Genomic DNA, 12505 nt, shown 5'->3' on the forward strand with positions numbered 1-12505 from the left:
AACATGGCGCGAGCGGCAATCGCATGCAAGCCAAGCAAACGGGACTTGGGCGAAAACCTGGGTAGGCAAAAAGGCGGGCGGTGAAGCTGGGGGGACCTCACCGCCCTAGGCCTTCCGACGGAGGGGGGCGTAATTCCACCGGAAGGTAGGCTGGGGGAGCGGGCCTTGCGCTGCTCCCCCGAAGGGCGTCGGCGGCGGGGGCGACTGATGCCGGCGACACCCCTCATCTCGTGGACCTCCTGAAGGCTTAGCCCTTGGCGATGGGCACCGCGACGAAGCGCGACTGGCCGCCGCTCTTCACGCGCATCAGGACGCTGTTCTTGTTGTCGGTCCGCGCCGTGTTGATGGCGTCGCGGACTTCGCCGGCGGTGCTCACGCTCTTGCCGCCGACTTCGAGAATGACGTCGCCTTCCTTGAAGCCGCGTTCGGCCGCGGCGCTCTTCGGATCGACTTCGGTGACTACGACACCTTCCTTGCCGGCGCCGGCCACGGAGTCGGCGGGCGCGACGGTCATGCCGAGCTTCGGCACGTCGGTGCCCTTGCTTGCACCCTTGCCGCTATCCTTGTCGGTGTCGGCCTTGGCCTCGACCGTGTTCGGCAGCTGGCCGAGGGTGAGGTTCACGACCTTGTCCTGGCCCTTGTGCAGCACGTTGAGCTTCACGGTCGCGCCGGGCGCCATCCCGCCGATGGTGCGGGCAAGCTCGCGGGCGTCCTTGACGGATTCGCCGTTGACCGAGGTGATCACGTCGCCGGACTCGATGCCGGCCTTCGCCGCCGGACCGTTCGCCTGCGGCTCCGCCACCAGCGCACCTTCAGCCTTCTTCATGCCGAGGCTGTCGGCGATATCGGAGGTGACAGGCTGGATCTGGACGCCGATCCAACCGCGGCTGACCGAGCCCTTGTCCTTGAGCTGGGCCACCACGCTCTTCACGGTGCTCGCGGGAATCGAGAACGCGATACCGACGCTGCCGCCGGAGGGCGAGTAGATCGCAGTATTGACGCCCATCACCTCGCCGTTGGTGTCGAAAGCGGGACCACCGGAATTGCCCTTGTTCACCGGCGCATCGATCTGGATGAAATCGTCATAGGGACCGTTGCCGATGTCGCGGCCGCTGGCCGAGACGATGCCCGCCGTGACGGTGCCGCCGAGGCCAAAGGGATTGCCGACCGCGAGCACCCAGTCACCGATTCGCGGCTTGCTGTCGGCGAGCTTGGCGAACGGGAAGTTCGAGCTGCCCTCGACCTTGATGAGGGCGAGGTCAGTGCGCTGGTCGGTGCCGATGACCTTGGCGGTATAGGTCTTGCCGTCGTCGGTCGTGACCTCGACCTTGTCGGCGCCGTCGACCACGTGGTTGTTGGTCACGGCAAAGCCGTCAGCCGAGATGAAGAAGCCGGAGCCCTGGCCTTGCACGACGCGGCCACGACCACCACCACCCTTCTGGCCCGGAAAACCATCCGGACCACCGAAGCGGCGGAAGAAGCGCTCCATCGGCGAGCCCGGCTGGAACGGCGAGGAGGAATCATCGCCGTCATCGTTGCTCGCGGTCTTCTCCTTGATGTTGACCTTCACCGAGATCACCGACGGCTTCACGCGCTCGACAATGTCGGCGAAACCGATCGGGCGTTCGACCTTCCGGACCTCGTTGTTGACCTGCGCATGCGCGGGGCTGGAGAACAGCTCGCTCGGCGAGGTCGACGGGCTGAAGCCGTGGACGGCAATCCCGAGGCCGGCGACGACCGAGGCCATCAGCGCGATCCTGCGCGCGGAGAAAACCGACCGGCGGGGCTGCCGGTAGGACGGAAGGTTCGTGAGGTCGGGACGGTCGGTCATGCAGGGATCTCCAAGGCCTTGAATTCTTTTGGTGCCAGGTGGCAGCACCTTACGAACCTGAAGATGGGGGCTCCCGCCTTACCGTGCGCTGGCGGCGGGGTTAAACTTTTGTAATGAAGGGTCGCACCGTTGCGGCAGTTTATCGCACGCCGAAAGTCGTGGCCTTACAGGAACTTAATCGAGTTCCCCTGACGAGCGCAGGACACGCCTTCGGCGAGATCAGCTCGCCCTGACGCTGACGATGAATTCGTCGACTTCACGCTTCAGGGTTTCGGCCTGCCGCGACAGGTCGACGGCGGAATCGCGCGCTTCGGCTAAGGCGACTTCGTCTCGTCCGACATCAAGGCGGCGAGCCGCGCCTCTTCATCCGCAGTGAGCGGCGGAGCTGGTAGGTCTGCACCGCTTCGCGCGCGCCGGCGGATTTGCAGCCAGAGCGCCAGGCCGCCGCCGACCAGCAGCAGCGGCGCGAGCAGCCACAACAGCACGGTCTGCCGCTCGAAGCGCGGCTTGAGCAGCACGAACTCGCCATAGCGCGCGACCAGGAAGTCGAGCACCTGCGAATTGCTGTCGCCGGCTGCGATCCGCTCGCGCACCAGCAACCGCAAATCGCGCGCCAGCGGCGCGTCGGAATCGTCGATCGACTGGTTCTGGCAGACCATGCAGCGCAGCTCGCGTGATAGGTCTCGCGCGCGTGCCTCCTTCGCGGGATCCGACATGATCTCGTCGGGCTGCACGGCGTGGGCGGCAGGCAAAGCCAGCAGCATGAGCGCAACGATCGTGACCATCATCCGCCGCATCGGATCACTCCGCCGGCTGAAGGCGCTGCTTGGCCCGCGCCGGCTTCGGTGCGCCGACCCGCAGGCGCCGGTCGGACAGCGACAGCATGCCGCCGAAGGCCATGAGCACCGGTCCCCACCAGATCAGCAGCACCAGCGGCTTGTGATAGATGCGCACCGCAATGGCGCCATCGGCAGTCGCGTCGCCGAGAGAAACGTAGAGCTGGCTCGCGCCGCGCGTCAGCAATGCGGCCTCGGTGGTCGAGGACCCGCGCGTCGTGAAGTTGCGCTTGGACGGCGTCATGACGCTGATCTTCTCGCCGTCGCGGCTGACGTTGAACTCGGCGATCATCTCGCGGAAGTTCGGCCCCTGACGCTGGGACAGGCCGTCGAGCTTGAGATCATAGCCGGCGACGTGTGCCACGTCGTTCTGCTTCATGGTCGCGATATATTCGCTGTTCCAGGTGGTCTCGCAGACGATCCCGATGAGCGCGATGCCGAGGCCCGCATGGGCGAACGCAGCCCCCCAGGCCGAACGCGGCAGGCCGCGGGCCCGGTGCAGCGTCGTTGCGAACGGCAGGCGAAACAAACCGGTCCGTTCGGACAGATCGGTCATGGCACCGCCGATGACGAAGACTCCAAGCCCGATTGCCAATGGCGCCAGCGCGCTGCCACCACGGGTCCAGGCCCAGACAATGGCGATCACAACGAGCGCGGCAACGCCCGCCGCGAGCAGCCGCTGGGTGACGCCGAGCAGATCGCCGCGCTTCCACGCCAGCATCGGCCCCAGCGGCACGGCGAGCAGCAGCAGCGCGAACAGCGGGACGAAGGTGAGATTGTAGAAGGGCGCGCCGACCGACATCTTGAAGTCGAGCGCTTCCATCGCCAGCGGATAGAGCGTGCCGAACAGCACGACCGCGCAGGCCACGCTGAGCAGCAGATTGTTCAACACCAGCGCGCCCTCGCGCGAGATCGGCGCGAACAGGCCGCCTTGCTTCAACGAGGTCGCGCGCCCCGCGAACAGCGAGAGGCTGCCGCCGATGAACAGGCAGAGGATCAGCAGAATGAACACGCCGCGCGTCGGATCGGTGGCGAAGGCGTGCACGGAGGTGATGACGCCCGAACGCACCAGGAAGGTGCCGAGCAGCGACAGCGAGAAGGTCAGGATCGACAGCAGGATGGTCCAGACCTTCAGCGCGTTGCGCTTCTCCATCACCAGCGCCGAGTGCAGCAGCGCCGTGCCGGCGAGCCACGGCATCAGCGAGGCGTTCTCGACCGGATCCCAGAACCACCAGCCGCCCCAGCCGAGCTCGTAATAGGCCCAGTACGAGCCCATCGCGATGCCGAGGGTCAGGAAGATCCAGGCCACCAGCGTCCACGGCCGCACCCAGCGCGCCCAGGCCGCGTCGATCCGGCCCTCCATCAGCGCCGCGATGGCGAAGGAGAACGAGATCGAGAAGCCGACATAACCGAGATAGAGCATCGGCGGGTGCACGGCGAGGCCGATGTCCTGGAGCACCGGATTGAGATCGCGTCCCTCGATCGGCGGATTGGCGATGCGCAGGAACGGATTCGATGTCACCAGGATGAAGAGATAGAACGCGCTGGCGATCCAGGCCTGCACGGCCAGCACATGCGCGCGCAGCGACAGCGGCAGATTGTTACCGAAGGCGGCGACCATTCCGCCGAACGACGCCAGGATCGAGACCCACAGCAGCATCGAGCCTTCATGGTTCCCCCACACGCCGGTGATCTTGTAGATCAGCGGCTTCATCGAATGGGAGTTCTCGTACACGTTGGCGACGGAGAAATCCGAGTTCACGTGAAGCATCACGAGCGCGATGAACGAGGCACCGACGAACAGCAGCTGCGCCAGCGCGGCGGAGCGCGCCACGTTCATCAGCGCGGCATCGCGCAAGCGCGCGCCGATCAGCGGCACGATGGACTGGATCAGCGCCAGGCCGAGGGCCAGCACCAGCGCGTAGTGTCCGGATTCCGCGATCAACGCACTGCTCCCTGCGGGTTGCCCTGCGCGGTCGTCGCCGCGGGCTTGACGCTGTCAGAAGCTTTGGCGCCGTAATCGTCCTTCCAATGCCCCTGCTTCTTCAGGGCATCGGCGACTTCCTTGGGCATGTAGGTCTCGTCGTGCTTGGCGAGCACGGTGTCGGCCTTGAACACGCCATTGGCGTCGAGCGCGCCTTCGGCGACCACGCCCTGCCCTTCACGGAACAGGTCGGGCAGGATGCCCTTGTAGGCGACCGGCAGCTTGGCGCCGCCGTCGGCAACCTCGAAGGTCACGGCGAGATTGTCGCCGCGCTGGAGCGAGCCGGGCTGCACCAGGCCGCCGAGACGAAACCGCTTGCCGGGCTCGACGTGCTTTTCGGCGACCATCGTTGGCGTCGAGAAGAACACGATGGAGTCGCGCAGAGCGTTGAGCACGAGCGCGGCCGCAAGCGCGAGCACTGCGAGGGAGCCGCCGATGATGGTCATACGTCGCTGCTTGCGCGTCATGGCGTATCCGTTCTCCGATCGCCTCGTCCCGACATCGTCATCCGTCGAGCCCGAGAGTCTTGAGGCCTTCGTTGAGCTGGCGCAGCCGCGCGGCATCGTTGGCGACCGCCTGTCGCGCGTCGGTCGATGCGCCCATTGCCTTGTCACGATCGCCCATCACGAGATAGGCGCGCACCAGGCGCAGCCAACCCTCGACATCATCGCCGTTCTGCTTCAGCCGGGTGGCCAGGCGTTCGACCATGCCGCGCACCATCGCGTTGCGATCGCCCTCGTTCATGTCCTTGGAGGCCGCGACCGTCTCGTCCGACAGCGCCGGCATCGTAGCGCCACCGCCGCCGACCCGCGCCAGCGAGGTCTGCACCAGAGGACGCCACGGCGCATCCGCCGGCGCTTTCGCCAGCAGTGCGCGCCAGATGTTGGCGGCGTCGTCCTTGCGGCCATCCTGCTCAGCGGCAAGCCCGAGGAAATAGTTCGCCTTGGGATCGTCCGCGTTCAGGCCATGCGCGCGCTCGAATTCGGTCTTGGCCTCGGCGGTCACCACGCCGCCAGCAGCGGCCGCGATCGCCTCGCCGAGATCGGCCCGGCGCTCCGAACTCTCGCCATTGTAGGTGAGCGAGTTGCGATAGGCGCGCACGGCATCGTCGAAGCGGCCGAGCCGCACCAGCACCGGCGCGAGCACGTTCCAGCCGCGCCCGTCGGTCGGATTCTTTTCCAGATGCTGTTCGACCTGCACGACGAGATTCTCCAGCGCCATGCCGGACCCAGCCCCGCGCTCCCGCTGCGCCAGGGGAAAGTCCTGAAGCCTGGGCGAGCCGAGCGGCATGTAGACGCTGATCGCAATGAGCGGCAGGCCGGCAAGCGCCAGCACGGCGGCCGCGCGGCGCCATTTGAGGCTCGATGTCGGTTCCGATGCAGGCTCGCTCCCGGCCGCGGCAAGCAGCCTGCGGCTGATCTCGACACGTGCGGCCTCGGCTTCAGGTGCGGCGATCAGTCCTGCGGCGAGATCACGCTCGATCTCGGCCAGCTGGTCCTTGTAGACCGCGACCTCGCTCCCCTGATTTTGCGCGCGTCCGCTGCGGCCGAGCGGCAGAAGCACGGCGAAAATCGCCGCGACCGTCATCAGCGCGAACACGAACCATAGCGTCATCTGGCAAGCTTCCGGCAGCGCGCGAACCGCGCCCATAGGTGGCTTTACACCACGGCCGGACGATGCGGCAATTGACAATTGTCAATTCGGCGCGACCGCACACAGTCCCGAAACCATGAAAATCCAACGGCTTAGCCGATCTCGAAGTCCGCGCTTTGAGCGGCGTCCTCGCCGTGCCCGTTGAAGGCCCTCAGGAAGTATGTTCCCGGCTCGATTACTTCAGGCAATCGGATGCGCAACGCCCCGACGGGAACGGGCGATGCGACCCTGGTGACGGTCTCAGGCAGCTGCCGGCCGCTTGCCTTCTCGATCAGCACCACCTTCGCGCCAACCATCAGCCTCTGATATTTGGCAACGATGACGCGGTTTTCAATTTCGATGGAGTTGATAAGGGGTTTCATGCGCCCACAGATAGAAATTCCAAAAATTTGCACGGCGACCGTAGGGCCGGCCACCGGCACCGTCAACCACAAATTGTGGTCACAAAAATATGCGCTTGATCAGCTTGCGCGCGACGATTTGCGCTCGCCCGTGGCCGCGTTCTCCGCGGCGCGGCTCATCAGCGACGCGTAATCATCGCCGAACAGCACCTGGCAGAAGCGGATCGCGGCCTGCACCTGCTGCTGTCGATAGGTGCGGACCTTGTGATCGGCCGCTCGCAGCGACTGCACCAACTGCTCGGTCGAGCGTTCGACATATTGCTGGAGATCGGAATAGGTGCGCAGCGTCACTTCATTGATCGCAAGCTCGCTCGCATAGTTGCGGCAGGTCGCGACGAAATCGATCAGCGCCGCGGTTTCCTCGACCTCGGTGCTGTCGATCCGCGCCCCCGGCGGAATGTCCTTCTCGGCGCGCTGGCGCAGGATGCGGCGGACCCGGCCGGGAACGCTGTCGATCTCCGATTGCAGCGCATTGGAGATGTCGGCCCGGATCGAGGTGAGCTGCTTGCCCCAGACGGAATCGTTGCGCAGATCGAGCTCCGTGCGAAGACCGCGCACGCCGTCATGCAGCGCCTTGAGATTGTCGGCGACGTTCTCGAAATGGCCGCGCTTGATGTCCATGCGCAGGATCGCGGCAACGCACGACAAATCATGCAAAGCGATCGTGACGGCCACGCCGTAGGGAGTCGCCGCGACGCGGATCTCGTCGTCGGACGCGGCAATCTTGATGGCGAGGCGGATGATCTGCCACGGCGCGGTCATCCGCTGCACGACCATCGACAGCGCGAAGGGCAGCATCTGCGGCGTCTGGAGCGCGGGGATGTTGAGCGTGGACGTCACTGACGCGATCTGGGCTTCGCCGAAGGCACGCAGGAAGCGCGGCAGCTTCTCGTTCAGCGTCGCGATGGCCTCCCGGACCTGAAGGACCGCTCCGATCGAATAGAGGTCCTCGATCACGTTGGGCGGGCCGACACGGGCGAGCGCGCGCGACTTGTCGCCGCCGCCGGGACCCGTCAGCCCGAAGATGGCATCCGCGGCCACCGCCTGGAGCCTCGAGGCGAGGGCTTCGACCTGCCCTGCACTGTCTGAAGCCGGCATGCGCGCCAGCGCCGCCTCGAATTCGTTGACCTTGTCGGGGGCGCCATCGCGGCCGAGCCATTGCCAGATTGGATGCAGCGACGAGCGACGGATCTGGCCGACCCTGACAGGGGCGCCGGTCTCGACCAGGAACGGTTCCAGCACCTGGAACAACAGCCGCGACAGATCGTCCGTGCGCGGCGGCGCAGCCTCGTCAACTTCGGTCTTGCGGACGATCTTGCGCAGCTGCTCGAGCACGAGGGTCGCCACAGCCGTGTCCTGGCCGCGCTCGAGCGCGCGCTCGAACTCCCGCATCAGCAGCGCCTGCGACTGCGGCGGGAGCTGCGCGAGGTATTCCCTCAGCCGCTCGATCGATGTCTGGCTCATGCGCCCGGGTGATGCACGATAAAATGGCAGACGTGGGATGCGTCCTGCGCGATCATAGATGGGGCCCACTTAAGAAGCCGTTTAGGAAGTCGCTGCGAAATAGCTCCGGTTTCGGCCGGATCGGTGCCAAACCAGTCAAATAGTCGTGGCGGAACAAAGGATTAAATTCCGGGGAGGATCAGCTCCGCCCGCAGGCCACCGGTCGGTGCGCCGCCGAGCGAGAGGCTGCCGCCATAGAGCGCGGCGAGGTCGGTCACGATGGACAGGCCGAGCCCCGAGCCGGGCTTGGACTCGTCGAGCCGCTGGCCGCGCCGGGAGACCTGGGCGCGCTCGGCCTCGGACAGGCCGCGGCCGTCGTCATCGACGATGATCCGCAGGCGCGGGCCGGCGCCCGCCTGGTGCGGCGCTTCCACCAGAACCTCGATGAAGACCTGCGAGGCCGCCCATTTGCAGGCATTGTCGACGAGGTTGCCGACCATCTCCTCCAGATCTTGCCGCTCGCCGCGAAATTTTGCGGACGGATCGGCCTTGGCCTCGACCAGGATGCCGCGATCGCGATGGATCTTCTCCATGGTCCGCCGCAGCGCCTCGATCACGGGCGCGACCTCCGTCACGGTCGCCACCACCGAGACGCGTGCCGCGATGCGCGCGCGCTCCAGATGATGGGCGAGCTGGTCGCGCATCACGTCCGCCTGCTCCATCACCTTGGCTGCGAACGGCTCGGTGGCGTGCGTGCCGGCCTCGTTCACGATCACCGAGAGCGGCGTCTTGATCGCATGGGCGAGGTTGCCGACATGGGTGCGCGCGCGCTCGACGATCTCGCGATTGGCATCGATTAGCGCGTTGGTCTCGCGCGCCAATGGCGCGATCTCGACCGGGAATTCACCTTCGAGCCGCTCCGCCCGGCCGGAGCGGATGTCGGCGATGGACTCGGAGATGCGCTTGAGCGGCGCGAGACCGAAGCGGACCTGGAACACCGTGGTCAGCAGCAGCACGATGCCGAGCGCGGTGAAGGTGCCGCCGAGGTAGTAGTCGAAGCTGCGCGTCTCGTCGAAAATCTCGGTGTCGTCGCCGGCGACGCTGACCAGATATTTGCCGTCCGCGCCGAGATCGACCGGCCGCTCCACCATGCGGAGATTCTGCCCCTCGGGCCCATCGACATAGGCGAGACGAATGCCGGCAGCGGTGAGCTCGGTGCCCTGCTCTTCCAGCTTCGGCAGCTTCTTGTCCCAGAGCGAGCGCGACGAGCGCACCTCCGGCTTCTCGGTATCGGTCCGCGTGATCTGCCAGTACCAGCCCGATAGCGGCAGCTCGAACAGGGGCTCGCCGAGTGACTGGAACTGACGATCCGGCGGCTCGTCGGGGGTCGCGACCTCGGCGATGAGGGTGCGCAGATAGAGATTGAGCCGGCGGTCGAAGGCGCGCTCGGTGGCGCTCTTGTAGACCGACGACAGGACCACGCCGGTGATGGCCAGGATCACCACGAGCCACGCCGTCGCCGACAGGAACAGGCGGTTGGCAAGCGAGCTAGCGGGCATCGGAAGGATCCCGGCAGGCGCGGGGGGGCGGGGCGTCGGACGTCATGGCCGGACCAAGGCCCCTGTTCGGCCGGCCGTCAAGTCCTGACGCCTCAACCGCCGGGAGCAGGCGGCGGGGTCAGGAGATAGCCAAGACCGCGGACGGTCTGGATGATGTCGACGTCGAGCTTCTTGCGGATGCGGCCGACGAAGACCTCGATGGTGTTGGAGTCGCGGTCGAAGTCCTGGTCGTAGAGGTGTTCGACCAGCTCGGTGCGCGACACGACGCGCCCCGAATGGTGCATCAGGTAGGCCAGAAGCCGATATTCGTGCGAGGTCATCTTGACGGGATTGCCGGAGACGCTGACCCGCCCGGTCCGGGTGTCGAGCGTGACGGGGCCGCAACTCAATTCGCTCTGGGCGTGGCCGGTGGAGCGGCGCAGCAGCGCGCGGATGCGCGCCAGCACCTCCTCCAGATGGAACGGCTTCGGCACGTAATCGTCGGCGCCGGCATCGAACCCCTGGACCTTGTCGCTCCAGCGGTCGCGCGCGGTGAGGATCAGGACCGGCATGGTGCGGCCGTTGCGGCGCCAGGCTTCCAGCACCGAGATGCCGTCCTTCTTCGGCAGGCCGATGTCGAGCACAACGGCATCGTAGGGCTCGTTGTCGCCGAGATAGTGCCCCTCCTCTCCGTCGAAGGCGCGGTCGACGACATAGCCGGCGTCCGTCAGCGCCTTGGTGAGCTGGCGATTGAGATCAGGGTCGTCCTCAACAACAAGCAGGCGCACGCTTCTCTCCAGAAATAGGCCGCATGAACACCGCTACAGATGAGCAATTCCGGCGTGAACTGAATATGAACGCGGGGAACCAACCGGGTTACTTTTTGGTCATATAGAGCTTCTCATGGGCCGACGCGACTGCGCCCGCCAGGGCCACCGGACGAGCCGGCGGGCGTGGCGGGCGCAATGTGCCGCGTTACGCGGCGAGTCGGAAGGTCCGAACCGTCCCGTCGACCGGCCGTCAGGTCCGGAAGAACACGAACCAGATGACGGCAAGGATCAGGATCGCGAGCCCGGTCGAGATTGCAAGCAGGGCCGCCACTGACGGCCCTGGCTCGCCCTGACGCGCCTCGGTGGCGGTTTCGACGATCTGATCGTGCTCTCGCGTGGCTGCCATAGTGCCCTCAATCTCTGGATGTCGGCTGCGGTGGTCGCAACCTCCTCGCAGCCTGATGTCCCGAGCCAACGCGTGATTGGATATGATGTTCCGGTTTTTGCCGCTGTATCGGGCTGCAACCGCGCGCCGGGCGGCCGGTTAACGCAGTTGCAAGATTCCGCAATCCGCCTTGCTATGATTCGTTGTTCCCCGATGGTATCCTCGTCCTCTGTCCCCGTTGCGTTTGGAGTAGCCCATGGCCCCCCGCGCCAATTGGAAGGGTTTTTTGCGTCTGTCGCTCGTGACCTGCCCGGTCGCGCTGTATCCGGCCACTTCGGATACCGAGAAGGTCTCGTTCAACCAGATCAACCGCAAGACCGGCCACCGGATCAAGTACCTCAAGGTCGACGCCGAGACCGGCGACGAGGTGACCTCCGAGGACATCGTCAAGGGCTACAAGGTCGACACCGACACCTATATCGAGGTGACCAAGGACGAGCTCGACGACATCGCGCTGGACTCCACGCATACGATCGAGATCGACGAGTTTGTGCCGAAGACCGATATCGACAGCCGCTATTTGATCCGCCCCTATTATCTCGTGCCTGACGGCAAGGTCGGCCACGACGCTTTCGCGGTGATCCGCGAGACCATCCGCAGCATGGACAAGGTCGCGATCGGCCGGGTCGTGCTGACCAACCGCGAGCACATCATCGCGCTGGAGCCGCTCGAGAGCGGCCTGATGGGCACGCTGCTGCGCTATCCCTACGAGGTCCGCAGCGAGAAGGAATATTTCGACGACATCCAGGACGTGAAGCTGACCAGGGACATGCTCGACCTTGCCAAGCACATCGTCGAGAAGAAGTCCGGCGCGTTCGAGCCCGAGCTGTTCGAGGACCATTACGAGACGGCGCTGATCGACCTCATCAACAAGAAGCGCAGCGGTGCACCCATCGCAGCGAAGGCCGCGCCGAAGACCGGCGGCAATGTCATCAACCTGATGGACGCGCTGAAGAAGAGCATCGCCAGCGAAAAGGACATGGCGCCCGCGGCCAAGGCCACAAAAGAGGCCGTCAGGGAGACCGTCAAGGGCAAGAAGCCGAAGAAGCGCGTCGAGGGCCAGCGCGAGATGCTGCTGCCGATCGCCGGCAAGGGCGGCAAGACAGCAACAGCCAAGGAAGCGCCCCCCAAGAAGGCCGACAAGCCAGTGCGCGCGCCGGCGCGGGCGAAGAAGGCCGGTTAGACGCAATCCGCGTCTGCAATCGCGCCGTGATGTCTCCCCTCGCCGATCGGCCGGCCTGACATGCCCTGGTCGACCGCGTTCGACGATCCCGTTCGCGCAAGTCACAAGCGCAAGCTGCTGACGCTGCAAGACGCGGCGGACTACATCATGCAGCTGCCTGATGACGCGCAACACGAGGCGCACTGGCAGACCGCCATCGAGACCTTGATCAACGCAGCCGAGACGGGCGGCGGCTGGGTGATGTTCGCCCGCATCGCGATGTTGCGGGCGCTGAATGCGGACGGCCGCGGCCGATGAGCGCCTTGGTTCTCATCCTTGGTTGTCGTCCCTGGCTATCCGTGCCGACCGTGACGAACAGGCTCAATAAACCGTTAATCGGCGCCCTCGTGTCCAGCACGACAGGGTATTCCTACGGGCGACA

The 12505-nt window shown here is 65.7% G+C and carries 12 protein-coding genes; 2 read left to right on the plus strand and 10 right to left on the minus strand.

What is annotated here, in order from left to right; all coding sequences use genetic code 11:
* Positions 1-247: 247 nt before the first annotated feature.
* The 10 genes from AC5ZFO_RS01905 to AC5ZFO_RS01950 all read right to left on the minus strand — a co-directional run bounded on the left by AC5ZFO_RS01905 (position 248) and on the right by AC5ZFO_RS01950 (position 10862).
* On the minus strand, positions 248-1831 hold the full coding sequence (locus AC5ZFO_RS01905) for a Do family serine endopeptidase (RefSeq protein ID WP_282518801.1): 1584 nt from the start codon (positions 1829-1831) through the stop codon (positions 248-250).
* Positions 1832-2145: 314 nt separating this feature from the next.
* On the minus strand, positions 2146-2628 hold the full coding sequence (locus AC5ZFO_RS01910; protein ID WP_282518802.1) for a cytochrome c-type biogenesis protein: 483 nt from the start codon (positions 2626-2628) through the stop codon (positions 2146-2148).
* Between the two features lie 4 nt (positions 2629-2632).
* On the minus strand, positions 2633-4612 hold the full coding sequence (locus AC5ZFO_RS01915; protein ID WP_282518803.1) for a heme lyase CcmF/NrfE family subunit: 1980 nt from the start codon (positions 4610-4612) through the stop codon (positions 2633-2635).
* Positions 4609-5118: a cytochrome c maturation protein CcmE gene (gene ccmE, locus AC5ZFO_RS01920; RefSeq protein ID WP_063984547.1), complete on the minus strand. Its 510-nt coding sequence runs from the start codon at positions 5116-5118 to the stop codon at positions 4609-4611. Before ccmE ends, AC5ZFO_RS01915 begins: the two co-directional genes overlap by 4 nt.
* Positions 5119-5155: 37 nt before the next feature.
* Positions 5156-6265, minus strand: coding sequence for a c-type cytochrome biogenesis protein CcmI (gene ccmI, locus AC5ZFO_RS01925; RefSeq protein ID WP_282518804.1), 1110 nt, complete (start codon positions 6263-6265; stop codon positions 5156-5158).
* 131 nt (positions 6266-6396) lie between these two features.
* Positions 6397-6666 (minus strand): hypothetical protein, encoded by a 270-nt coding sequence (locus tag AC5ZFO_RS01930; RefSeq protein WP_282518966.1) that lies wholly within the window; start codon positions 6664-6666, stop codon positions 6397-6399.
* 99 nt (positions 6667-6765) lie between these two features.
* Positions 6766-8169 carry a hypothetical protein gene (locus AC5ZFO_RS01935; RefSeq protein ID WP_282518805.1) on the minus strand — a complete coding sequence of 468 codons (1404 nt, stop codon included), beginning with the start codon at positions 8167-8169 and terminating at the stop codon, positions 6766-6768.
* A gap of 161 nt (positions 8170-8330) precedes the next feature.
* Positions 8331-9707: an ATP-binding protein gene (locus tag AC5ZFO_RS01940; RefSeq protein WP_282518806.1), complete on the minus strand. Its 1377-nt coding sequence runs from the start codon at positions 9705-9707 to the stop codon at positions 8331-8333.
* 92 nt (positions 9708-9799) lie between these two features.
* Positions 9800-10474, minus strand: coding sequence for a response regulator transcription factor (locus tag AC5ZFO_RS01945; RefSeq protein ID WP_282518807.1), 675 nt, complete (start codon positions 10472-10474; stop codon positions 9800-9802).
* A gap of 232 nt (positions 10475-10706) precedes the next feature.
* Positions 10707-10862, minus strand: coding sequence for a hypothetical protein (locus tag AC5ZFO_RS01950; protein WP_254117740.1), 156 nt, complete (start codon positions 10860-10862; stop codon positions 10707-10709).
* A gap of 235 nt (positions 10863-11097) precedes the next feature.
* Between AC5ZFO_RS01950 and ku the strand changes: the two genes are divergently transcribed.
* Together ku and AC5ZFO_RS01960 are read left to right on the plus strand one after the other, a co-directional pair.
* Positions 11098-12084: a non-homologous end joining protein Ku gene (gene ku / locus AC5ZFO_RS01955; protein ID WP_282518808.1), complete on the plus strand. Its 987-nt coding sequence runs from the start codon at positions 11098-11100 to the stop codon at positions 12082-12084.
* Between the two features lie 60 nt (positions 12085-12144).
* Positions 12145-12381 (plus strand): hypothetical protein, encoded by a 237-nt coding sequence (locus tag AC5ZFO_RS01960; RefSeq protein ID WP_282518809.1) that lies wholly within the window; start codon positions 12145-12147, stop codon positions 12379-12381.
* The last annotated feature ends 124 nt before the right edge of the window (positions 12382-12505 follow it).

The organism is Bradyrhizobium sp. Unk1, from assembly GCF_059512345.1.

Bases quoted from the DNA above. Each gene is read 5' to 3' on its own strand.
- AC5ZFO_RS01950 (WP_254117740.1), bottom strand. From the start codon at position 10,862: ATGGCAGCCACGCGAGAGCACGATCAGATCGTCGAAACCGCCACCGAG.
- ccmE (WP_063984547.1), bottom strand. From the start codon at position 5,118: ATGACGCGCAAGCAGCGACGTATGACCATCATCGGCGGCTCCCTCGCA.
- AC5ZFO_RS01960 (WP_282518809.1), top strand. From the start codon at position 12,145: ATGCCCTGGTCGACCGCGTTCGACGATCCCGTTCGCGCAAGTCACAAG.
- ccmI (WP_282518804.1), bottom strand. From the start codon at position 6,265: ATGACGCTATGGTTCGTGTTCGCGCTGATGACGGTCGCGGCGATTTTC.
- AC5ZFO_RS01905 (WP_282518801.1), bottom strand. From the start codon at position 1,831: ATGACCGACCGTCCCGACCTCACGAACCTTCCGTCCTACCGGCAGCCC.
- AC5ZFO_RS01930 (WP_282518966.1), bottom strand. From the start codon at position 6,666: ATGAAACCCCTTATCAACTCCATCGAAATTGAAAACCGCGTCATCGTT.
- AC5ZFO_RS01910 (WP_282518802.1), bottom strand. From the start codon at position 2,628: ATGCGGCGGATGATGGTCACGATCGTTGCGCTCATGCTGCTGGCTTTG.
- AC5ZFO_RS01940 (WP_282518806.1), bottom strand. From the start codon at position 9,707: ATGCCCGCTAGCTCGCTTGCCAACCGCCTGTTCCTGTCGGCGACGGCG.
- AC5ZFO_RS01935 (WP_282518805.1), bottom strand. From the start codon at position 8,169: ATGAGCCAGACATCGATCGAGCGGCTGAGGGAATACCTCGCGCAGCTC.
- ku (WP_282518808.1), top strand. From the start codon at position 11,098: ATGGCCCCCCGCGCCAATTGGAAGGGTTTTTTGCGTCTGTCGCTCGTG.